Here is a 21,619-nt window from a genome sequence, read left to right as displayed (position 1 = left end):
GCTGTCCCCGCAAGCGTAAAAAAGGCCTTGCTCAATCGGCAAGACCTCAGACTGAAGACAAACGGTTCATTGTATAAGCGTCCATAAGAAAATGATTTCCAGGCCGAAAGGCCTGACCATTCATCAACCGAAACTGTAGACAACGTACATCGCATGGAGAGATGGGCCAAGCGAGCTCCTTTGACGACCGGCTCAGCGGAAAAACGATGACGCGGGGACCAACAGGGGACACAAGTCTCACTTCATCGAAACACCCAGATGTTTGTCCCCTGCCTGCGTCGCGTTTTGGAGCGGACTTCATCCGCTTCTGTGCTGGGCGTCAAGCGAGCGAGCTGGCCCGATCTCCCATGCGCCGCGAACATTGTCTACACGCTGAGGCCTTGCCCAATCGGCAAGACCTTTGCAGCATTCCTGATATGCTAGAACAGTGACGATCCTTCTGCCAGCGCCTCCGCGTCCTCGCGGGTGATCAGCACGGCGCGGGGCTTGCCGCCGTTCTGACCGGCGACGTAGCCGTCCGCCTCCATCATCTCGATCAGGCGGGCCGCCCGGTTGTACCCGATGCGGAAGCGGCGCTGCAGGGCAGAGGCGGAAGCCTGTCCCTGTTCCGCGACAAAGAGCAGCGCCTCGTGGTACAGCGGATCGTCGCCCATGTCGTACGACTGGACCTGCTGCTCCAGTTCCTCTTTGCTAAACAGGTAAGACGGCTTTCGCTGCTGTTTGATCGCGCGCGTGATCCGCTCGATTTCGTCGTCCGAGACGTAGTTCCCCTGCAGGCGAACAGGAGTGACCCCGCTCTCCAAAAAGAGCATGTCGCCCCGTCCCAGCAGCCGCTCCGCGCCCGACTGGTCGAGGATGGTGCGGGAATCCACCTGTGAAAAAACGGCAAAGGCGAGACGGGTGGGCACGTTGGCCTTGATGTTGCCCGTGATCACGTCCACGGACGGCCGCTGCGTGGCCAGCAGCAGGTGAATGCCGCAAGCCCGCGCCTTTTGCGCAATGCGAATAATGCATTCCTCCACATCCTGCGGCGAGACCATCATCAGGTCGGCCAATTCATCGATCACGATTACGATGTACGGCAGCGGCTGGTCGACGGTCTGATTATAACGTTCGATGTCACGCGCACCCGCGTCGACGAAGAGCGCATAGCGTTTTTCCATCTCCTCCACCGCCCACTTCAGGGCGGCTGTCGCCTGCTTGGCGTCTGTCACCACTGGCGTCACCAGATGGGGCAGATGGTTGTACGGAGCCAGTTCCACCATTTTCGGGTCGATCAACAGCAGCCGCACTTGTTCCGGCGTCGCCTTGTACAAGAGGCTGACGATGATCGAGTTGATGCAGACGCTTTTCCCCGAGCCGGTGGCACCCGCGATCAGTCCGTGCGGCATCTTCTTGATGTCGGCGACGATCGGCTCCCCGCCAATGTCCATGCCGAGCGCCACGGCCAGCGGTGACGGATGCTCGCGGAATTTCGCCGAGCCGATGATCCGGCTGATCAGGACCGGCTGACTGGTCAGGTTGGGGACCTCGATCCCGACGGCGTTGCGGCCGGGGATCGGCGCCTCGATGCGGATGTCCTTGGCCGCCAGGTTCAGCTTGATGTCGTCAATGAGGCTGGTGATTTTGTTCACCTTGACCCCAGGCGCCGGCTGCAGTTCAAAACGCGTGACGGACGGCCCCTTGACGATGCCCACCACCTGGGCGTTGACGTTGAAGTTGGCCAGCGTCTCCTCCAAAAGCATTTTTTGAATCTGCGTGTGTTCGTCGTCGTCTTCGCTCATCGGCGGGCAGGGGTCGAGCAGATCGAGCGAAGGCAGCTCGTAAGACGGTTCCGCAGTTCCTGCAGCCGACGATGCCCTTTCCTGCACGGCGGCAGAGGCGGCAATTTCTTTTGCGCTCATCTCCTGTTCCCGGACTGCCCATCCTGCGGCAGCATCCAACTCGGCGGCTTGAGGCTGTTCCGCAAGGTCGCAAGCAGTCGATTCGGGAGCGGACGCCTCCCATGCAGGGGAGAGCGGCTTGGCCGCCGATTCGTCCGACAGCGCTGGCGCCTGCGTTTCTCCCGGTTCTGTCGGCACCTCGTCTGCATCTTCGTCCGCTGTTTGGGCGGGCACTGCCGGCGATTCGCACGCGACATCCATCGGCGCCTCTGATTTTTCCGACGGCGTCGTCTCTGTTTCCAGCACCGTCTCTGTTTCCAGCACCGTCTCTGTTTCCAGCACCGTCTCTGTTTCAGGCAACGTTTCTGTCTCTGCCACCAACTCTGTCTCAAGTACCGCGTCTGTCTCCGGCACCATCTTTGTCTCCGGCCCCGGTTCCATCTCATGCGCCGTCTCGGACACCGTCTCCGCATTCGTCACAGCCTCGGCTGCTGCCGTGTTATTGAACACCACATCACGTGTTGTCAGCTCATCGGAGGCCGCCGATTCTGCTTGTACCTCCGAAACGTCCCGTGCTTCAGCAGCTTCCCCCGCATCCGTACCGTTCTTTGCTGCGGGCACTTCCTGTTTGGTCCACGGGAGCGTTGCAGCCGTCTCTGCCGCCGGTTCATTCGGCTGCAGTTCCGCCGAAACAGCGTCTGTCTCCGCTTTAGCCGTCAACTCGGGACGGTCCGCAGCCTCCTCCGCGTTTACAAATTCCCGCTTGTTGTCCGCTCCGGCGTAGAAGATCCCGGACGTCGTGTGAATCCGGTGCTCCGTCTCCCGCGTGGACGGCGTCATTTTTCCGTATACCGGGGAGATGAACTCCGACGGCTTATATGTACGTTTTTCCGCAGCAGCCCCCGCCGGGCGCAACGGCTCGGCTTTTCTCTCCTCACGTCGGACCGTTTCTGTTTTAACGCGATCTATTTTGCGCGGGGTATGCTCAGCCCCCCGCTTCTCTTGAATCACTTCCGGCTTCACTTGTTCGCCGGCCTTCATACCGTCGGCGATGCTGCGGGCGGATGAGCCGCTGCGAAAGACCAGATCAGGCCCTGAGTACACACTGTCACCCCGCCCGGGCTTGTCCATCTCCACCGGCTCTCTCTTCTTCGGCCGGTGAAGCTCCTCGTCCGAGATCACGGGAAAGCGAAAATGGCGTTGCCTCTCCCTTCTCGGAAACTCCGGTTCCTGCTCGTCGCCCCGCTGTTTCGGGTAAATGTTCTTTGTCTTTGCCCGGAGTTGACCGGCGGCTGGTCCGGCAGGCGGGCGATAACGGACGGTTTCACGCTCCAGCTCCTGCTCTCGCTCCTGCTCTTCTTCTCCCAGCACATATCGGATCATCTTTTGCAGCCACGACCACATGTTGCAACGTTCCTTTCTTTCATTACCTACCTTTTGTATCGAGTGATTTTCTCTTTCATATTAGCATGAATCATCCGCTGGTTTTTACGCCCAATGTTTTTTTCTAAAATTCCGCAACCTTTTTTTTCATAAAACGTAGTAGATATTGGGAATGAAAAGACAATCTAAGGGAGGATGAGAAACATGTGGAAAAAGGGCAGTGCCCTGCTTCTCGCCCTGATGCTGCTGCTGACCGGCTGCGCCGGTGAAGCATCGCTCGTGCGTGACGCCATGGTGGCATCACTGGAGAAACATAACTACGACTTTGAAGGAACAATCAAATTGACCGGCGACATTGACAAGCTGCCGGCCGCCCTTGGAAAACAGCAGCAGGACAAGGAATCTGCTGCAATCCTGGCCGCTGTACAAGCAGGCGTAACCGTGAAAGGCACAGTGCTTGACACGAAAAACATGAAGTTCAATGTGGAAGTGAACGACGACAAACTGCTTCGCGAAAAACAGTTCTGGACCGGCGACAAAAAAGCCGCGCTGGAAGTGGTGATCAACGACGGCAAGTTGTTTGCAAAAACGCCGCTGGATCAAAAGTACCTGCTGTTTGACACCAACGTGATCAACGCGGCTGCTCTTGGCGAAAACGTCAAAGTGGATGCCGCCAAAATCAAAGAGTATCAGGACAAGATGAACAAACTGGCGATTGACTTCATGAAGAAGTACTTCGCTACATACGGCTACAAGCTGTCCAATGCGAAAAACCTGGGCACCGAAACCGTGCAGCTGCCCAACGGCGAAAAGGTAAAGGCAACCCACGTAGCCGTGAATCTTGACGCCAAAGAACTGATCAACATGTTCTTCTACACCGCCAACGACGCGGTAACCAACCAGGAGGTCAAAAAGTTCGCCATCGAAATGATGGTGCTCTCCAACAGCCTGAATGAAGAACTGCTCAACCCGGAAAAGAAAACCAGCGAAGCGGAAAAACGCGCAGTCGCCGAAGCGATGGTAACCGCCGGTCTGGCAAAAGCCAAACAATGGCTGGATACCGAGGGCAAAAAGCAGACACCGGAACAACTTCTGGAAAAGGCTAAACAAAATGGCTTCCATGGCGTGACGTTGAACATGGACTTCTACATCACCGAAGAAAAACTGCCGGTTCGTCAAAAGAGCACGCTGAACGTTACCTTCCAGGTTCCGGAAATGAAACAGCCGCTGACCATCGGGCTGGAATCGGATCAGTACAGCTACAACTTCAACAAAGCGACCAAGTATGACGTTCCGTCCAAAGACGCCGCTGTAACGCTCGACCAGCTGAAACAAGACAAAAAAGCGCTCGACGCATTCCGTGAAAAAGGCTTCCTGCGCGTGTTCGCAGAAAAAGCGCTGGAAGAGCACCAGGCCCTGGAGCAGTTCAAGGCAATGGAACAGGAGACGAAAAAGTAAGCGGATAACGTATGACAGGCATGGCGCCGAAAACGCCATGCCTGTTTTTTCATTATATTTTATATTGAGCCTACCGTCTTGCCGGAATGATCCCCCGCTCTTCCAGATAGCGCAGGACGATTTGGACCGACTCCTCTACCGACTGCGTGCCGCTTTCCACGATCAGCTCCGGGGAGAGCGGCTCTTCGTAGGGAGACGTGATGCCGGTAAACTCGGCAATTTCTCCGCTTCTCGCCTTCCGGTACAAGCCTTTTGGATCGCGCCGTTCGCACTCCTCCAGCGGACATTTGACGTAAATCTCCACAAATTCGTCCGGCTCCACCAGTCCCCTCGCCAACTCGCGGTCCTCGCGAAACGGGGAGATAAAGGCCGTCAGCACGATCACGCCGGCGTCGACGAACAGCTTGGCCACTTCGGCGATCCGCCGGATGTTTTCCTTGCGGTCAGCCGTGCTGAACCCCAGCCCGCGATTCAGGCCGTGCCGAATGTTGTCGCCGTCCAGCACGTAACTCTTCAGACCGCGCTCGTGGAGCTGCTGATCCACTGCGTTGGCCAGCGTCGATTTGCCCGCGCCGGACAGTCCCGTAAACCAGAGGATACAGCTTTTGTGGCCGTTTTGCCGTTGGCGGTCCGCCTTCGTCACCGTCGTCGGATGCCAAACCACATGGGCGTTCGCTTTGCTCATCGCATTTCCTCCCCTCTGTCAGACGGACAGCGCCTGCAGTCCTTCGATCAGGACCTTGGCGACTTCCGGACGGCTGAACTCCGGCGGCGGCGCTTCCCCGCGGGAGAGCATCTCCCGCACCTTGGTGCCGGACAACGCCACATGATGTTCTGCTCCGTGCGGGCAGGTCTTGCTGGAGGCCATGCTGCCGCAGGCACGGCAGTAGAAGCTGTTTTCAAAGAACAGCGGCGTAATGCCCAGTTCTTCCGGCGTGAAGTTCAGAAAGATGCGCTGCGCGTCGTACGTGCCGTAGTAATTCCCTACACCGGCATGATCCCGGCCGACGATAAAGTGGGTGCAGCCATAGTTTTTTCGCACCATCGCGTGAAAGATCGCCTCGCGCGGTCCAGCGTACCGCATTGCGGCGGGAAACACGGCGAGCTGCACGCGTTCAGGCGGATAGTAGTGGCGCAGCAGCACCTGGTAACTCTCCATGCGGACGACGGCAGGGATGTCATCCGCCTTTGTCTCGCCGACCAGCGGATGGAGGAGCAGGCCGTCGACGATTTCCAATGCCGACTTTTGGATGTACTCGTGCGCACGGTGAACGGGATTGCGCGTCTGGAAGCCGACCACGGTCTTCCAGCCCCGCTCGGCAAACCGCTTTCTGGTCTCGGCCGGGTCAAGGGTATGAGCGGCGAACACGCCTTTGTCAGGCCGTTTCACCAGTGTAATCGGACCGCCGAGATACACATTCGGACGCTCCAGCAGCTTTTTTACCCCCGGGTGTTTGATTTCGTCGGTGCCGTACACCTGACGGGCTTCCACCTGTTTGTCCGGACGGTAGATATCGCGCACTTCCAAGAGGCCGTATACGGTTCCTTGGTGCGACAGCCGCACGGAATCGCCAACCTTCAGTCCGGCCGCATCCTCTTCCGCAACGGGCAGCGTGACGGGAATGCTCCACACCAGCCCGTTGGCAAGCCGCATCCGCTCTACGACCGATTCATAATCCCCCCGCTCCATAAAGCCGGTGAGCGGGCTGTACGCCCCGATGGCTATCAACTCCAGGTCGGCCAGCGCAAACGCATCCAGTTCCACCTCGCGCACTGCCAGCGTGAGGTCTGCTTCCGGATTGAACCGGTTGATCAGTGTGCCGCCGTGTGGTTGGCTTGTTGTCATGGTTCTTCACTCCTTTGGATTCGATCGAGTTGCCGAAGCGGGCGCGACGTGCAGGCCGCATTCCGTCTTGCCCGTATTGGCCCAGCGGCCTGCCCGCGCATCCTCGCCTTCCCGAACCGCGCGCGTACAGGGAGCGCATCCGATGCTCGGGTATCCCTGGTCGTGCAGCGGATTGTACGGCAGGTCAAACGTGCGGATATACAGCCATACCTCCTCCCACGTCCAGTGAATCAGCGGACACACCTTGAGCGAACGGAAGCGATCGTCACGGTTGATGTATTGGACGTGGGCCCGCGTCGGCGACTGTTCCCGCCGCAGACCGGACAACCAGGCGACCGCCCCCTCCAGCACTGACGCCAACGGCTCCACCTTGCGCAGGTGACAGCACTGGTCGGGCTGCCGCTCCCACAGCGCCTCCCCGTAAGCGGCCGCCTGTTCGGCCAAGGAAAGCGCCGGTTCCTTGATCGTGATCTTCAACGTTGGGAAGCGCTCCCGGACCCGTTTGATCAGGTCGTACGTTTCGGCAAAATGAAGATGGGTGTCGAGGAAAAAAACGGAAGCATCCGGCTTCACCTTGCTGATCAGGTCAAGCAGCACGATGCCTTCCGCGCCAAAGCTGCAGGCGTACACGAGGTCATCGCCGAACGTGCTGTACGCCCACTTGATCACGTCCAGCGCGTCTTTGCCCTCCATCTCCCGGTTGACCTTGGCGAGCTCGGCATCCGTCACCGATTCATAATTCCAGTTCATATGCCTCCTCCTTGTTCGTTGAACGAACTGCTCTCACGACGCACGCTGCTCCCCGCTCACATGACACTGCCTGCCTCCAGCCCATGGAACGGGCACGGGCAGCCGTCTCTTCACCGACACAGAGCAGCGGCTGATTCTGCCACTCTTCCCCGGCAAACTGCGCCAGCGCCTCCAGATGGTACGGATCATCCGCAGCCAGCCAGTCAAATCGCCGGGCCCGCAGCAGCGGGGCAGCAGGATGGGTGTCGACCCATGACAGCCGGCCTGCGGAAGCCGTGCGCCAAACCACCCCGTCGGCAGACGCAGCGATCCCGCTCGGTCCGCCGCTCAGGCACAGCCCCCGGTCTCCCTGGTCGAGCGGCAGGTTTTGGGAGACGGCGGCAAGCGGTTCGTCTGCGGCAAACAGCCGCTCTGCCGGCAACCCCCGGCTTTCGAGCGCCTGGGCAGTCCGCTCGCCGCGTGCAGCAATCCGAGCCTTGATCCGGCGAAGATCGATCCGCCGTTCGCGAAGCGTGCGAAAAAAGAAGTCCACCTGCCGCTCGTCGGCAAATACCAGCCACCGGCATGCCAGAAGCTCATCGGTCAGGCGTTCCGCGTCTGCATCAGCCTCCGCTGCCCGCGCTTCGACTGCCACCGGCAGGACGTCGGCCCCCAGCGATTTCAACTCCGCCAACAAACGGTCTTCCTGCTCCGGATCGCCGGCGGCCGCGGCCACCGTCAAGCCGAACAGCGGCTTTGTTTCGTACCACTCGAGTGTATCGCGCAGTCTGACCACCTCGCCGATGACGATGATCGCCGGCGCGTGAAACTTCGCCTCCGCCGCCTGCCGATCGATGGTGGAGAGCGGACCGACCAGCGTCTGCTGCACGCTGAGCGTGCCCCAACGCACCATTGCAACCGGCGTATCGGCCGGTTTGCCGTGCGCCAGCAGGCGCTCCCGGATGTGCGGCAAGTTTTTAACGCCCATGTAAATCACCAGCGTTTCCATCGCGGCCAGCGCCGCCCAGTCCAACTCCCTGCCCGCGTTTTGCTCGCACTGATGGCCGGTGAGAAACGCTACTGCCGAGTTGTACTCCCGGTGCGTCAGCGGAATCCCCGCGTACAGCGGAGCTGCCACGCCCGAAGTGATGCCAGGCACGATCTCAAACGGAATCCCTGCCTGCCGGCACACTTCCGCCTCCTCGCCAACCCGACCGAAAATGCTCGGATCGCCGCCTTTCAGCCTGACGACCAGGCTGCCCTGCTGCGCTTCCCGTACGAGCAGCCGGTTTATTTCCTCCTGGGGAAGCGAGTGACGATCCGCTTCCTTGCCGACGTAGATCAGCCGGACGTCTGGTTTGGCGTGGGCGAGCAGCAGCGGATTGGCCAGCCGGTCGTACACGACCACATCCGCCCGTTTGATCGCCTCCTTGCCTTTAATCGTGAGCAGCTTGGGATCACCCGGGCCAGCCCCCACAAACATGACGCTGCCTGTCTTTTTCATCAACCGCCCTCCTAGCTGTACCCGTTCCTTGTCTGACGCGGCAAGGCGCGCCGCTGATCACTGCTCCCTCAAAACGCGGCGGGCCGCAACCGCCGCGCCTTTGCCTGTCAAAACTGCGCCGTTTCAATCACATAGCCCACGCCCTGCCGCCCCAACGGCTTTTTTTCCACCAGGCTGAGCTGTTTGATCTGCGGCGGCGCCACCGTGTGCCGGAGAATGTTGTTCTCCGCTGCGCTAAACGCCCGTTCGTCCGACTGTGCGACAACCACGATCGTCAACAGCCGGTCCGCCAGCTCCGCTTCCAATTTGTACAAAAACGTTTCCGCTTGCTCTTCCGCCATCTCGTCTCCTCCTCGGCACCGCTTACGCTGTCTGCAAAATCTCGTCCACCTGCCGCTGAATCGCCTCGATGCCGACGCGTTCCACGTAACGCCAGTACGGCTCCCCTTCCAGCCGCTCGTTCTTGTAGGCGGTGATGAGCTGTGCCAGGAACGGTCCCAGTTTGTCGGCGGTAATGCGCGCCTTCAGCTTTTGGTTAAAACGGGGGTCCTCCAGCGTGCCGCCGACGTGGACGTCAAAGGCGTCAACCATGCCCTCCGGCGTTTTCACCAATGCCCCTTGCAGACCGATGTCGGCGATCTGCCGCTGGCCGCACGAGTTGGGACACCCCACCATGTGGATGCGCAGCGGTGTATCCAGCGGCACGGTCGCATCCAGGTACTCCGCCAGCGCCCGCATCCGTTCCTTGGTCTCCACGATCGCCAGGTTGCAGTATTCGATCCCCGTGCAGGAGACGGCATACCCGACAAACGTGTTGGGCTCCAGCTTGAACCGGTTGACCACGATCGGCTCAGCCCGGAACGCCTCCACTTTTTCCGCCGGAATGTTGCGGATCAGCACGTTTTGCGTGTTGCAGGTGCCAATCGTTCCGTCGCCGTACTCGTCCGCCAGCCGGGCCAGTTCCAGCAGTTCATCCGCGTTCATGCGGCCGATGGGCACCGACAGCCCAGCGTAGTAAAAGCCTTTCTGCCGCTGCTCGTGAATGCCGTAAAAGTAACCGGCGTTCCAGCCCTTCAGCAGGTCTTCTCCTCTCGTCTCCAGTTCGCCGGTCAGCTTCAGCAGCTCTTCCTTGAACCGCTCCGCTCCCCAGTCGGCGACCAGGAACTTGAGCCGGGCATGGGTCCGTTTGTACCGGTAACCGTAGTCGCGGAACAGCGTGGTGACGCCGGCCGCCACCTTGACCACCTCTTCCGGGCGGACGAAGACATCCAACTGCTGCGCCAGGTACGGTTTGGCCGACAGGCCGCCGCCGACCCAGACGTGGAAGCCGATCACCTCTTCTCCACCGATCGTCTTTTTCGCCGGGGTAAACGCCAGGTCGTTGATTTGCGCGTGAGCCGCATTGTACACGTTGGCCGAGATCGACATCTTGTACTTGCGCGGCAGGTTGGAAAAATCCCGATTGAGCAAAAAGAATTGCTCCAATTCTTTGACGATCGGACGCGTGTCAATCACTTCATGCGGATCGATGCCGGCGAGCGGGTTGCCCATGATCGTCCGCGGACAGTCGCCGCACGCTTCAAACGAGGAAAGACCAACGGCGCCCAGCCGTTCGAAGATGTCGGCGAGCGACTCCACCGTCAGCCAGTGAAATTGAATGGCCTGCCGCGTCGTCACATCTACGAGATCGCGGCCGTAATCGCGGGCGATGCCGGCCAGCACACGGGCCTGTTCACTGGTCAAAATCCCGCCGGGAATGCGCACCCGCATCATGAAATAGCCTTCTTTGGGCCGTTGTTGGTAGACGCCCGCCCACTTGAACCGGTCGAAATCGGATGCTTCGATGGAGTCGTACCCCTGCTTGGAATAGGTGTTGATAATTGTCTCGATCACGTCCAACCCGTCTTTTTCCAGCTTGGTCAGCTCCACTTTGTTCAGATTGGGATCATCCGCCCATTTCCATTTACGTTGCTTGGCCATCGCCAATCACGCTCCTTTGCGTTTGATAGTCCAACAAAAACGCCGTCTTTGCCGACTGTACGATCCATTCGCCAATCAGCGGGTGAGGCAGATACGCGCTGCCGTCGTACCGGTAGGACACCCCTGCCAGCCGCTCCGGCAGAGCACGGCCGGTAAAATACCCCTGGCTGACAAACAGCGGCAGCACGACCAGCTCCCCGCAGGATGCAAGCTGCCGGGCGCGGGTCGCGACCGTATCCGGCCGCAGCGTGGCATAGCCCGCGGCAGAGAAGTAAAAGCGGTTTTGCAGGCGGAACGTCAAGCGGTGCAAAAGGCGCTCCCAGCGTTCCCGATACCCTGGCAGGTCGCTACCGTGTCCGACGAGCAGGAGCGCTTCGCGGTGAGGATCGACGGACAGAGCCCGCAGCCGCTCGCAGACGATCTGCTCCACCAGCGGATGGTCCTCCAGCGGCTGACACCAGAGAAACCGAGCCCGCGTGGCGACAGGCTTGACGTTTGGCGTTATGGCATCCGGCTCCAGCCCGAGCATCCCCCTGATTTCGCTGACGTGGGTGCTCCCGGCGGTGACAAACAGCGGCACGGCGGCGATCGTTTCCACCCCTGCCCGCTCCAGACGCTCTACCTCATCGGCAATGCCACGCCCCTCCACCCCGTCCAAGTAGGCGACTCGAATCAACATCTGGCGGCAGTAGGGACGGACCGCTTCTTCCACCCGTTCCATCCAATGAGGGTCGGGCGAGCCGTGGGCGATGACCAGCACGGCCGCATCGGTCATGCAAATCCCCCTTTCTCAATGATGTATAATTCCTATATAGTTACTTGGAATTATAGTGTCATTCGTTCCGGCCGTCAACAAAAAAAGACCGGGCATGCATGGCCCAACGCGAACGGCACCGCATGCTTTGTTCGCAGAAGCCTATACACACACGGCGTTTTGTCACAACCATTCAACACTTTACCGGCCGGCAGCCGATTCCCGATCGTCTCCATGAATCCGCCGCCCTGTTCAGCTTTTTCTTTTGCGCACCTAGTAGCTGATCAGCGCCGCCTATCCGCCAATCAAACCGCATATCCGCTCGTGAATCCGGCCGTTGCTGGCCACCAGCGATGGGAAATGATCAGCGCTGAACGACGCGTGCCGGTACGGGTTCCCTTCCCAATCGGTTATGATCGCCCCCGCCTCTTGGGCAATCAGGATGCCGGCGGCCACATCCATGATGCCGGAGCGCTGCATGACGATGTAGTCCAGCCATCCGTTTGCCAGGAGACACCAGTCCAGGGCGGGAGCGATGTTGCGCATCAGCCGCTTGGTGTTCAGCGCGAACGGACGGGTAAACGCCCACTCTTCCTCCTTGGTCACCGTGTTGCGGCCGCGAATGTACGTGCCGACCGCTCTCGTCAAATCGTCCCGCTCGTTGACGGCGAGTCGTCTGCCGTTTAAAAACGCCCCGTTGCCCTTTTCCGCCCAAAACATCTGGCCGGCCACCGGGTTGTACACCACTCCCAGCACGACTTCGCCCCTGTGCTGCAGGGCGATCGAGACGGAGAAGTAGGGAAAGCCGATAAAGTAATTGTTGGTGCCGTCCAGCGGGTCGACGATCCAGAGGTATTCCTCGTCGCCCTCCACCATGCCGATCTCTTCGGAATAGATCGCATGTCCGGGAAGATGACGGCGCAGCACCTCGATGATGCGCCGTTCGCTCTCCTTGTCTTCCGGCAGCTTGACGTCGTTGTGCAGTTCCTCATCGGGCACGAGACGCTCCAAAAACCGCTCCTGCAAATACGCGCCCGCCTGGCTTGCGGCTTCCTTGGCAATGTCCAGCATGATGCTCCATCTCCTTTTCTCTGTCCTCATCCATGGTTTTCCCTTGCGCTTCTCCCGGTTTTTTTCCTATGATTAAGAGACACCCGTTTTCGAGGCCCCAACAGCCGCTTGGCGGTCGCCTTTGCGCCCGCGCAAGCCAATATCGGGCGGAATCCCGTTCCCTGCTTACAAGACGGGTCCTTCTGCCGCAGGAGGGGAAACCACATGAACAACGATTTTATTCGTCTGAAAAATCTGGAAGGCGAACTGAAGCTGACCCAGATGAACAAAAACCTGGGCTGCTCCGTCACCAGCAAAGAACTGGTATTTCAAAAGCCGCACATGACCTACCACCTGTTTTTGCATGACATCGTCAGCATGGTGCCGGTAAAGCTGGACAGCTCACCGATCTCCTTTCGTCGCCAAAACGAAGTCATTCAATCCGCGTTTGGCTCCGATTACTACAAGCTGTCCGTAAAGTGGGCCCGCATCGTCACCCGCTCGGGCGTCGTCGAACGGGAAAACATGGAGTTCATCGTCCCGCTCTCTGCCAAAATGCTGTCGTACATCGCCCAATACAGCGGGCTCGTGGCGATCACGTAACGTAAAACACCTCTATGCCGCCCCGGCGTGCCCAGGGATGCTTCGTTTTTCGCGGCCCGCTTTCGCCTGCATGTCCCTACCGTTTCAGGACGATGAACGTGCCGGTGCCGTGAGCGATCAGCCGGTCCTGTTCGTCGTACACGCTGCCCTGCATCACGACCAGCGTCTGCCCGCGATGCAGAAAACTGGCTTCCGCACGCAGCCGCTGCCCTTTGCCCGGACGCAGGTAGTTGGTCTTCAGTTCGGTCGTCACCGCGTACCGGTCGGGGGGCAGGCTGCGGTTGATCAGGGAACCCATCGCCGAGTCAATCAGCGTCGCCAGGATGCCGCCGTGAACGACGCCCAGCGAGTTGTGCATGAACGGCGTCAGCGGCACATCAAAACGGTACGTGTTTGCATCGACAAATTCGCCCTTCAAGCCGAGAAATCCGGACAGAAAGGCGCTGTTCCGCTCCCGCCGCTGCCGGATGGCCTGCAGGGCCAGTTCCAGTATCTGCCGCTCCTCGTCACTCCCTTCTTCCCAGATCGCTTTCCACTCTTCGTTCATCTCTGTTCACTCCACGCAAAAATAGCATTCACTTCCTTATTCTAAAACAACGCCGACGCGATTTCACGTTCCGCTTTTTCACCCGCGCTGAGCAGCCGTCTTTCTGAGCGAATGTTCAGACTCTTACGGTTGTTTGTACTTGTGAAAAAGTGATAAGATAGTTCAAAACACGGCAGGTTTTTGACTGGAAAGGAGTTTTTCTTAGTGGTCAAACGTAGAAGCGACATGATCAAGAAAGGCTTTGACCGCGCCCCCCACCGCAGTCTGCTGCGCGCGGCCGGAGTAAAAGAAGAGGATTTTGACAAACCGTTTATCGCCATCTGCAACTCGTACATCGACATCATTCCCGGCCATGTGCACCTGCAGGAGTTTGGCCAGCTCGTCAAGGAAGCCGTGCGGGAGGCGGGCGGCGTACCGTTTGAATTCAACACGATCGGCGTGGACGACGGCATCGCCATGGGACACATTGGCATGCGGTACTCCCTGCCCAGCCGGGAAATTATCGCCGACAGCCTGGAGACGGTCGTCTCCGCTCACTGGTTTGACGGCATGATCTGCATTCCCAACTGCGACAAGATCACACCCGGCATGATGATGGGCGCGCTGCGGGTCAACATTCCCACCATTTTTGTCACCGGCGGCCCGATGAGAGCAGGTAAAACCAGCGATGGCCGCTCCATCTCGCTCTCGTCCGTCTTTGAAGGCGTCGGCGCCTACCAGGCCGGCCTGATCGACGACAAGCAGCTGGAAGAACTGGAGCAGTACGGCTGTCCGTCCTGCGGCTCCTGTTCCGGGATGTTTACGGCCAACTCGATGAACTGTCTGGCGGAAGTCCTGGGCCTCGCGCTCCCCGGAAACGGCACGATTCTCGCCGTCTCGCCGGAGCGCCGGGAACTGGTCAAAGCGTCAGCGAAAAAGCTGATGGAGCTGATCGAACGCGACATCAAACCGCGCGACATCGTCACGCTGGAAGCGATCGACGACGCGTTCGCGCTGGACATGGCGATGGGCGGCTCCACCAACACGGTGCTGCACACGCTCGCCATCGCGCAGGAAGCGGGCATCGAGTACCCGATCGAGCGCATCAACGAAGTGGCCAAACGCGTCCCGCACCTGTGCAAGCTGGCCCCCGCTTCCGACTACCACATCGAGGACTGCCACAACGCGGGCGGCGTATCGGCCATCCTGAAGGAAATCGCCAAAAAGCCCGGGACGCTGCACCTGGAGCGCATCACCGTCACCGGCAAGACACTGGGGGAAAACATCGCCGAGGCGGAGATCAAGGACGACAAGGTCATCCGCCGTTTGGACAACCCGTACAGCGAGTCGGGCGGCCTCTCCGTCCTGTTCGGCAATTTGGCGCCGCAGGGCGCAATCATCAAGACGGGCGGCGTGGACCCGTCGATCAAGCGGCACGAGGGACCGGCCATTTGTTTCGACTCGCAGGATGAAGCGTTGGCCGGCATCGCGGGCGGCAAGATCAAGCCGGGCCACGTGGTCGTCATCCGCTACGAAGGCCCCAAGGGCGGCCCCGGCATGCCTGAAATGCTGGCGCCGACCTCCCAGATCGTCGGCATGGGGCTGGGCAAAGAAGTGGCCCTCATCACCGACGGCCGATTCTCCGGCGCCTCCCGCGGCATCAGCATCGGCCACGTCTCGCCGGAAGCGGCGGAAGGCGGACCGCTCGCCTTCGTCCAGGACGGGGACATCATCAGCATCGACCTGGAGGAGCGCTCCATCCACCTGCATGTCTCTCCCGAGGAACTGGAGCGCCGCCGAGCCAACTGGAACGGCTTCGAGCCAAAGGTAAAAACCGGCTACCTGGCCCGCTACTCCAAGCTGGTGACCAACGCCAGCCAGGGCGGCGTGCTGAAAATCTGATTTCGGTCCAAAACAACACGGGCACCTCACAAAGAGGTGCCCGTACGTTTGATCAAGATCTCGTCAGCACACGGACCGCCGTCGTGTACTTGTCCAACAGCTCCGGCACCGGCGCAAATCCGATCCCCGGCGCCTCGGGAACGGCGATCGTGCCGTCGGCGGCCACTTCCACCCAGGGGTCGATGATGTCTTCCTGCCAGTAGCGCGACGAGCCCGCCGTGTCGCCAGGCAGCGTAAAATTGGGCAGGGTGGTTACGGCGATGTTGTGCGCCCGGCCGATGCCCGATTCCAGCATACCCCCGCACCAGAGCGGAATCCCCTTTTCCACGCAGAGGTCGTGAATCCGTTTCGCCTCCGACAGTCCGCCGACGCGGCCCACCTTCATGTTGATGATCCGCGTGCTGCCCAGTTCAATCGCTTTGCGCGCATCCTCGTACGAGTGGATGCTTTCGTCCAGACAGATCGGCGTCTTCAGCTCCCGCTGCAGCTTGGCGTGGTCGATGATGTCGTCGTGGGCCAGCGGCTGTTCGATCATCATCAGATCAAACTCGTCCAACTGCTTCAGCACGTCCACGTCGTTCAGGGTGTAGGCGGAGTTGGCGTCGGCCATCATCGGAATGTCGCCGAATCGCTGGCGCAGCGCGCGGATCACCTCCACGTCCCTGCCCGGCGCAATCTTGATTTTCATCCGGCGGTAGCCCAGCTCCAGGTATTTCTCCACGTTGCGGAACAAATCGTTGATGTCCGCCTCGATCCCCAGGCTGACGCCCACCTCGATCCTGTCCTTGGTGCCGCCCAGCGCTCGGGCCAGCGGAATCCCCTGCTGTTTGGCGTACAAGTCCCAGTACGCGCCTTCGAGAGCGGATTTGGCCATGTTGTTGCGGCGAATCGGGGCAAACAGGCGCCCCACCTCGTCGGGATGGGCGATCTCCCCGTATTCAAACAGCATCGGCACGAGGAAATCCTCCATCATGTGCCATGCCGTTCCCACCGTCTCCTCGCTGTAGAGCGGTTTGCCGGAAACGACGCACTCCCCGTAGCCGACAAAATCCTTGGTGTGAACCTCCACCAGGATAAAATCGCGGATGATCTCGGTGCCAAAGCTGGTTTGAAACGGCGCTTTTAACTGCATGCTCATCTTGCGGAGCACGATCTTTTCGGCGTTCATGCTACCAGACTTCCTTTCCCCCAGTGGTATTTGACAGCCTGCTGGTGATTGCACTCTCTTTATACCACAGGGAGGTCTGGCGGGGAATCATTCAATTTCAAATTTTCCAAAATCAGACGACTTGTTGTTATGACCGCATCATTATTTCCCGATTCGGTTGTTACAGGACGCGGCGAGCCGTAACGAAGCGTTTCTCCCACGACGTGCCGCGGAATTTAGTATACGTCACGCCCGGTTTGCCGTAGGTATGCAGCAGTTTGTTGTCGCCGGCGTAGATCGCCACATGCGTGATATAGGTGGATGTCGGTTTGCTGCCGGACGAGCGGAAGAAGACCAGATCGCCCTTTTTCAAGCTGCTCTTGGATACTTTGACCCCGACTTTCGCCTGCGAACGGGACGTGCGCGGCAGGCTGATTCCCAGCGCTTCACGGTAGACGCGCTGAACAAACGACGAGCAGTCAAACGTGCGCGTCGTGCTGCTTTTCGAGCCGAATTTATACGGCGTGCCGAGATATTTGGTACCCACTTGAATGACTTTATCCGCCCGGGATTGGGTCCATTTTGCCTCAGCCACACCGTGGTTGCCGGGAAGTGGAGCCACCACCCCGGTGACGCCGAGGGCTGTACCCAACAAAATGGCGACAAGCGTTTTGCGAAGTTTCATGCTGTTTCTCCTCCCTTGTTGCAAAATCCTTGTTGAAAAATCGATCGCCGATTTCACGCTTGTCCTCTACTCTACCATCGCGTCACCGGTTGATAATTGTCAAATTCCTGGCAATTCCGCCGATCGTGGCTGTCAGCTATTTCTACTTGACACTGTCGTTCCCATAGCGGCGGGGAATCCTGCTTCCTTTTTTCATTCCCGTTTTCCAAAAACTGCTACCCCTGTATGCCAATTTTGTCCAGCGTAATCTTCATTTGTTCAACCGCCATACGGCTTTTGTCCCGGATGATTCCCAACACATTCCATATTGATCGCAGAATTACTGGAACTATTTGTAAGTAACCTGTCTGCCTGGATGAATGCTTGCAACCTGGACCGACTCGTCGTACAGTATATAGGAGCTTGTCATGGGCAGCGTGCTGAGAAAGCGCGCGTGTCGGGTAAAGAGGAGGTTCATGTTTTCATGCGACTGCGCAACATCCCTGGGGCCGAAGAGGCCCTGCGCGAATATCCCACGTTTGTGGACTTCCCGGACTCCTATCGCGGCAAATGGAGCGAGCGGTTTGGCAACGACCGTCCCATTCATGTGGAAATTGGCTGTGGCAAAGGGCGGTTTATCAACACGCTGGCCGAAAAACATCCGGACATCAACTTCATCGCCGTGGAATTGAAGGCGGAGGTAATCCTGCGCGCCGCCCAGCGGACGGAGAAGCGGGCAATCCCCAATCTGGCCTTTGTCCAGTACAATGCGGCAAACCTGTCTGACCTGTTCGCACCGGGCGAAGTGTCACGCATCTACCTCAACTTCAGCGATCCCTGGCCGAAGAAGCGGCACGCCAAACGGCGCCTCACCCACGCCAACTTTCTGATGGGGTACAAACAGGTGCTGAAGCCGTACGGAGAGATTCACCTGAAAACGGACAACGAACAGTTGTTTGAGTTCTCGCTCAACCAATTTTCGGACCAGCGTTTTCAGCTGCGCCACATCACATTTGACCTGCACCATTCGCCATTTGCCGAGGACAATGTGATGACCGAGTACGAGGAGCGCTTCTCCTCGCGCGGACAGCGCATCTACCGGATGGAAGCCATTTACCTGCCGGAGTAGCACGCGCCGGCAGCCGACAATCAGAAACAGACGAAACAAGCGCGGGTCAGCGTTGGCTTTCCCGCGCTTGTTGTTTTTGATTGGTGCTCAGACCGGGCCGATCGACGGCCAGGCCAGCTCGACGCCTTCCCGCACCAGGAGCCGCTGAAAATCGGCCAAATCCTGCGGCATGTTGCGGACAGCACGGGGGGAAATCCCCCGCTCGAGGCAGTAGCCGGCCAGAAAGCCGGCCGCTTCGCCGATATTCCACTCCACGGGGTGGAGCCGGAAGCAGCCGTTGGTAATGTGCGTGACCCCCGCATTCTTGCAGGCCGGCAGCAGATTCTCCATCCGGAGGGGAATCAGGCAGCCGAGCGGAATCTGGAACGGCAGGGAGGGAATGTACAGGTAGTTCCGGCCGCCCGTGCTGGGATGCAGGTCGATCCGGTAGCAGCCCACGCCGACGGAATCTTCGAACGTCTCCGCCTTGCCGTCTGGGCGGCACGCCGGACTGACGTGCTGTTCGAGCACGGTAAACTCCGCCCGGATCCGTCGGGATTCGCGGATGTAGGGGGACATGGCAAATCCGTCGTCCGTTCCAAGGACGTCCCGGCGCAGGCGCAGTCCGGGATATCCCTGTTTGCCGTCGGGCCTGGGCGCTTCCGTCTGCATCCAGTACAAGAGCGACAGGCTGAGCTGTTTCGCCTGATGCAGATGGCGCGTCCGCTCGTCCTCGCTGACGTCGATGATCGGGCCGAGCCAGTAGTCGTTTTGCGGCCAGTTGACCAGCGTGACGCTGCTCGGGTACAAACCTGCAGTGAAGTTGTCCTTGTCCGCAATCTGCCGGTAGCGAAACAGCGAGAAGCGGTCCGTCCCCGGAAACAGCTCGTAGCGAACGGGTTCATGGGTATCCGGCTTGACGCCTGTCCAGCTCAGCAGCTTGTCCGGCCAGAAATCGGGCTGGTAGTTCCGCCAGAACTCATAGCTGGCCGGTTTGTCGATCGTATGGTCTTCCCCTTCCAGATAGTCCATCGCAAACACATACGTGAACGACTGCATGTCCATCGGCTGCGGGTTCCCTTCCAGCGCATGGGGTTCGCCCGTTTCGCTGACGGATTCCGCTCCGGTCACGTATTCGACACCGGCCAGCGGCAGCAGGTCGCCGCACTCCGTCGCGTCGAGAAAATAAGGAGCCGCCAGTTCCACGCGATCCCCCGTCTCCAGATGGGTGACGGTCGCGGAGACGATCCGGTCTCCCACGGTGCGGGCCGCCGCAAGCCTGTGCCGGACGAGTATGGTCACCCTGCCGCTGTTGACGTACGGAGCCAGCATCTGGTGCAGAACGGCCAGCGCCACTTTCGGTTCATGACAGAGGCGGCTGACCGATCCGTTTCCCGGGTTGAGGTACGGGACGGCTCTCGCCGCTTCCGTAAGCGGATAAACATCGCGGTAATAGCGGCGCACGCCGTCGCGAAACGCCCGGTAACTGCGGGTACAGCCGAACTGTTCGATCCAGGGGTGTTCATCCGGCGGAACGGCCTGGCTGGTGAGCTGCCCGCCGATCCAGGATGTTTCTTCCGTCATGACGACGGTTCTGCCCAGTTTGGCAGCGGCCAAGGCAGCCGCACAGCCGCCCACGCCCCCGCCGATGATGACCAGGTCGGCATGAAGTTCCCGTATCATGTGCCTGCACTCCTTCCGCTTCGTTCACAAAATTGCTTTTAACTCCATTTTTGAAAGAATTTGTTATTTTTCTATTGTATGAGATGGGCTTCCGGGTGGCAAGGCAACCATACAGGAACATGCCGCCAAACGAGCGTCTGTTCACGAATGCTTCACAAACGGACACAGACGGGAAGTGTCGCGCCTGCTTTCGTTTGCCGACTGTGCGAAGTAATGATAAAATAGTTCGTGGTTTTTGCCGTTTTTTTCAAAAAAAGGAGGGAATATCTTGATGGATTTTGGAGCAGTAGCGTTAGAGTACCATTCTTTTTTCATGATCGTCCCCCTGCTGCTGACGCTCGCCTTTTACGGGTTCATCGTGTACGTTCTCGTCAGCCTGCTCCGCTTCATGAAGCAAAAAACGGAAAGCGACCGGGAACGCAACGCCAAGCTGGGCGAGCTGATCAGCTTGCTGCGTGAGACGAATGTCGGGCGCCTCAAAAACGAACAGGTTGATGAGAACCGATGAAAAAACAAATCTTGTCACTGCTTCATGAGGCGGGACTGTCCCGCTACGCGGAGCGCTTTGAACCGCTCATCCGCCCTTCATTCCGAATATTCACGCATCCTGTGGACGAGGAATCTCTGTCTCTTGGCACATCCAAAATCGGCGGCTGCCCCGATCTGCCGGCGGGAACACCCTGGCCGTATTGGAAGTCGTATCCGCTGTCGTTTCTGGGGCAGATCAACCTGGCCGAGCTGCCCCCTTTTCCGGAGAAGATACTGCCGGAGCGGGGATTGCTCCTCTTCTTTTTCGCCGCGGCGGCAATGTTCGACGACGATGAGTTCTACCACAGCGTGGAGAAAGCAAAAGTCTTGTTTGTAGCGGAAACGGACAGCGCTGACCTGAAGCGGACCGCGCCGCCAAACGAGCTGGACGATTACGATCCGCCCGTCCGTTTCTCTCCCTGCTCCCTCGACTATCGTGTGGAGTGGACCGTACCGCCCGCCGAATCGAGCGACATCGAACAGCTAGGCATGAGCTGGAACAAAAACCGGGACGATTTCGACCGATACTGGGAGCAGTTCAGAAAGCGTGTCTGGGAACAATTGCTTCATCCGGACGACATGAAAAATCGCCTGCTCGGCTGCCCCGACCAGATACAGGGGGACATGCAGCACGAATGTCAGCTTATGGCCTATCCCTCCACGGACAGAAACGATAAGGCGGCCCTGCTGCGGCAGGCTGTGCGCTGGCGGCTGCTGTTCCAGGTGGATTCGGAAGAGGAAAAGACGGGGATGATGTGGGGGGACATCGGCCGCCTCTACTTCTGGATCGAGCAAGAGGCGCTGGAGCGGGCCGACTTTTCCCTCGTCGTTTGCATCGATCAGTACCACTAAGCTGGACGATCGTAACAGG

19 protein-coding genes are annotated in these 21,619 nt (G+C 59.2%); 6 read left to right on the top strand and 13 right to left on the bottom strand.

The features are described from left to right. Nucleotides 1–419: 419 nt before the first annotated feature. Entirely contained in the window at nt 420–3,287 is a 2,868-nt protein-coding gene (locus Q7F15_RS04925; protein ID WP_304415188.1) for a DNA translocase FtsK, read from the bottom strand. A gap of 183 nt (nt 3,288–3,470) precedes the next feature. Here Q7F15_RS04925 and Q7F15_RS04920 point away from each other — a divergent pair, with 183 nt between their 5' ends. Then, the gene (locus Q7F15_RS04920) at nt 3,471–4,724 is read left to right on the top strand and encodes a hypothetical protein (protein WP_171567507.1); all 1,254 of its coding nucleotides are present in this window, start codon (nt 3,471–3,473) and stop codon (nt 4,722–4,724) included. A 70-nt stretch (nt 4,725–4,794) separates the two neighbouring features. On the opposite strand, the gene cysC is transcribed toward Q7F15_RS04920, so the two are convergent. The 8 genes from cysC to Q7F15_RS04880 form a co-directional block, all read right to left on the bottom strand. Further along, entirely contained in the window at nt 4,795–5,409 is a 615-nt protein-coding gene (gene cysC, locus Q7F15_RS04915) for an adenylyl-sulfate kinase (RefSeq protein ID WP_304415187.1), read from the bottom strand. 18 nt (nt 5,410–5,427) lie between these two features. Further along, nucleotides 5,428–6,570 (bottom strand): sulfate adenylyltransferase, encoded by a 1,143-nt coding sequence (gene sat / locus Q7F15_RS04910; protein ID WP_171567505.1) that lies wholly within the window; start codon nt 6,568–6,570, stop codon nt 5,428–5,430. 6 nt (nt 6,571–6,576) lie between these two features. Continuing rightward, nucleotides 6,577–7,320, bottom strand: a complete 744-nt coding sequence (locus tag Q7F15_RS04905; protein ID WP_171567504.1) for a phosphoadenylyl-sulfate reductase — start codon at nt 7,318–7,320, stop codon at nt 6,577–6,579. Next, nucleotides 7,304–8,803: a uroporphyrinogen-III C-methyltransferase gene (gene cobA, locus Q7F15_RS04900; RefSeq protein WP_304415186.1), complete on the bottom strand. Its 1,500-nt coding sequence runs from the start codon at nt 8,801–8,803 to the stop codon at nt 7,304–7,306. Before cobA ends, Q7F15_RS04905 begins: the two co-directional genes overlap by 17 nt. Nucleotides 8,804–8,910: 107 nt before the next feature. Then, the gene (locus Q7F15_RS04895; protein WP_171567502.1) at nt 8,911–9,144 is read right to left on the bottom strand and encodes a DUF3906 family protein; all 234 of its coding nucleotides are present in this window, start codon (nt 9,142–9,144) and stop codon (nt 8,911–8,913) included. A 22-nt stretch (nt 9,145–9,166) separates the two neighbouring features. Continuing rightward, nucleotides 9,167–10,783 carry a nitrite/sulfite reductase gene (locus Q7F15_RS04890; RefSeq protein ID WP_171567501.1) on the bottom strand — a complete coding sequence of 539 codons (1,617 nt, stop codon included), beginning with the start codon at nt 10,781–10,783 and terminating at the stop codon, nt 9,167–9,169. After that, entirely contained in the window at nt 10,767–11,558 is a 792-nt protein-coding gene (locus Q7F15_RS04885) for a sirohydrochlorin chelatase (RefSeq protein ID WP_230077288.1), read from the bottom strand. Before Q7F15_RS04885 ends, Q7F15_RS04890 begins: the two co-directional genes overlap by 17 nt. 273 nt (nt 11,559–11,831) lie before the next feature. Continuing rightward, nucleotides 11,832–12,608 carry an inositol monophosphatase family protein gene (locus Q7F15_RS04880; RefSeq protein WP_171567499.1) on the bottom strand — a complete coding sequence of 259 codons (777 nt, stop codon included), beginning with the start codon at nt 12,606–12,608 and terminating at the stop codon, nt 11,832–11,834. Between the two features lie 204 nt (nt 12,609–12,812). Here Q7F15_RS04880 and Q7F15_RS04875 point away from each other — a divergent pair, with 204 nt between their 5' ends. Further along, on the top strand, nt 12,813–13,190 hold the full coding sequence (locus tag Q7F15_RS04875) for a hypothetical protein (protein WP_171567498.1): 378 nt from the start codon (nt 12,813–12,815) through the stop codon (nt 13,188–13,190). Nucleotides 13,191–13,266: 76 nt separating this feature from the next. Here Q7F15_RS04875 and Q7F15_RS04870 read toward each other — a convergent pair whose 3' ends face one another. Continuing rightward, a complete protein-coding gene (locus tag Q7F15_RS04870) occupies nt 13,267–13,737 on the bottom strand; it encodes a PaaI family thioesterase (protein WP_212133579.1) in 471 nt (156 codons plus the stop codon). Between the two features lie 204 nt (nt 13,738–13,941). Here Q7F15_RS04870 and ilvD point away from each other — a divergent pair, with 204 nt between their 5' ends. Continuing rightward, on the top strand, nt 13,942–15,618 hold the full coding sequence (ilvD, locus tag Q7F15_RS04865; RefSeq protein ID WP_268255200.1) for a dihydroxy-acid dehydratase: 1,677 nt from the start codon (nt 13,942–13,944) through the stop codon (nt 15,616–15,618). Nucleotides 15,619–15,670: 52 nt separating this feature from the next. Here ilvD and menC read toward each other — a convergent pair whose 3' ends face one another. Together menC and Q7F15_RS04855 are read right to left on the bottom strand one after the other, a co-directional pair. Next, nucleotides 15,671–16,786: an o-succinylbenzoate synthase gene (menC, locus tag Q7F15_RS04860; RefSeq protein ID WP_171567496.1), complete on the bottom strand. Its 1,116-nt coding sequence runs from the start codon at nt 16,784–16,786 to the stop codon at nt 15,671–15,673. A 160-nt stretch (nt 16,787–16,946) separates the two neighbouring features. Beyond that, on the bottom strand, nt 16,947–17,450 hold the full coding sequence (locus Q7F15_RS04855; protein ID WP_171567495.1) for a C40 family peptidase: 504 nt from the start codon (nt 17,448–17,450) through the stop codon (nt 16,947–16,949). A 463-nt stretch (nt 17,451–17,913) separates the two neighbouring features. Between Q7F15_RS04855 and trmB the strand changes: the two genes are divergently transcribed. Then, nucleotides 17,914–18,558, top strand: coding sequence for a tRNA (guanosine(46)-N7)-methyltransferase TrmB (trmB, locus tag Q7F15_RS04850; protein ID WP_230077289.1), 645 nt, complete (start codon nt 17,914–17,916; stop codon nt 18,556–18,558). Nucleotides 18,559–18,645: 87 nt separating this feature from the next. On the opposite strand, the gene Q7F15_RS04845 is transcribed toward trmB, so the two are convergent. Next, a complete protein-coding gene (locus tag Q7F15_RS04845) occupies nt 18,646–20,220 on the bottom strand; it encodes an FAD-dependent oxidoreductase (protein ID WP_230077290.1) in 1,575 nt (524 codons plus the stop codon). A 268-nt stretch (nt 20,221–20,488) separates the two neighbouring features. Between Q7F15_RS04845 and Q7F15_RS04840 the strand changes: the two genes are divergently transcribed. Beyond that, the gene (locus Q7F15_RS04840) at nt 20,489–20,728 is read left to right on the top strand and encodes a hypothetical protein (protein WP_371808920.1); all 240 of its coding nucleotides are present in this window, start codon (nt 20,489–20,491) and stop codon (nt 20,726–20,728) included. Then, nucleotides 20,725–21,600 (top strand): YwqG family protein, encoded by an 876-nt coding sequence (locus tag Q7F15_RS04835; RefSeq protein WP_304415185.1) that lies wholly within the window; start codon nt 20,725–20,727, stop codon nt 21,598–21,600. Before Q7F15_RS04840 ends, Q7F15_RS04835 begins: the two co-directional genes overlap by 4 nt. Nucleotides 21,601–21,619: the final 19 nt, after the last annotated feature.

Source organism: Brevibacillus aydinogluensis, assembly GCF_961514395.1.
In the GTDB taxonomy this organism is placed as follows: Bacteria; Bacillota; Bacilli; order Brevibacillales; family Brevibacillaceae; genus Brevibacillus; species Brevibacillus aydinogluensis.
This window is presented reverse-complemented; position numbering and strand designations above follow the sequence as displayed.

Excerpts from the sequence above, each read along its gene's own strand:
- Q7F15_RS04925 (WP_304415188.1), bottom strand. The coding sequence starts at position 3,287 with ATGTGGTCGTGGCTGCAAAAGATGATCCGATATGTGCTGGGAGAAGAA.
- Q7F15_RS04920 (WP_171567507.1), top strand. The coding sequence starts at position 3,471 with ATGTGGAAAAAGGGCAGTGCCCTGCTTCTCGCCCTGATGCTGCTGCTG.
- cysC (WP_304415187.1), bottom strand. The coding sequence starts at position 5,409 with ATGAGCAAAGCGAACGCCCATGTGGTTTGGCATCCGACGACGGTGACG.
- sat (WP_171567505.1), bottom strand. The coding sequence starts at position 6,570 with ATGACAACAAGCCAACCACACGGCGGCACACTGATCAACCGGTTCAAT.
- Q7F15_RS04905 (WP_171567504.1), bottom strand. The coding sequence starts at position 7,320 with ATGAACTGGAATTATGAATCGGTGACGGATGCCGAGCTCGCCAAGGTC.
- cobA (WP_304415186.1), bottom strand. The coding sequence starts at position 8,803 with ATGAAAAAGACAGGCAGCGTCATGTTTGTGGGGGCTGGCCCGGGTGAT.
- Q7F15_RS04895 (WP_171567502.1), bottom strand. The coding sequence starts at position 9,144 with ATGGCGGAAGAGCAAGCGGAAACGTTTTTGTACAAATTGGAAGCGGAG.
- Q7F15_RS04890 (WP_171567501.1), bottom strand. The coding sequence starts at position 10,783 with ATGGCCAAGCAACGTAAATGGAAATGGGCGGATGATCCCAATCTGAAC.
- Q7F15_RS04885 (WP_230077288.1), bottom strand. The coding sequence starts at position 11,558 with ATGACCGATGCGGCCGTGCTGGTCATCGCCCACGGCTCGCCCGACCCT.
- Q7F15_RS04880 (WP_171567499.1), bottom strand. The coding sequence starts at position 12,608 with ATGCTGGACATTGCCAAGGAAGCCGCAAGCCAGGCGGGCGCGTATTTG.
- Q7F15_RS04875 (WP_171567498.1), top strand. The coding sequence starts at position 12,813 with ATGAACAACGATTTTATTCGTCTGAAAAATCTGGAAGGCGAACTGAAG.
- Q7F15_RS04870 (WP_212133579.1), bottom strand. The coding sequence starts at position 13,737 with ATGAACGAAGAGTGGAAAGCGATCTGGGAAGAAGGGAGTGACGAGGAG.
- menC (WP_171567496.1), bottom strand. The coding sequence starts at position 16,786 with ATGAACGCCGAAAAGATCGTGCTCCGCAAGATGAGCATGCAGTTAAAA.
- Q7F15_RS04855 (WP_171567495.1), bottom strand. The coding sequence starts at position 17,450 with ATGAAACTTCGCAAAACGCTTGTCGCCATTTTGTTGGGTACAGCCCTC.
- trmB (WP_230077289.1), top strand. The coding sequence starts at position 17,914 with ATGCGACTGCGCAACATCCCTGGGGCCGAAGAGGCCCTGCGCGAATAT.
- Q7F15_RS04845 (WP_230077290.1), bottom strand. The coding sequence starts at position 20,220 with ATGATACGGGAACTTCATGCCGACCTGGTCATCATCGGCGGGGGCGTG.
- Q7F15_RS04835 (WP_304415185.1), top strand. The coding sequence starts at position 20,725 with ATGAAAAAACAAATCTTGTCACTGCTTCATGAGGCGGGACTGTCCCGC.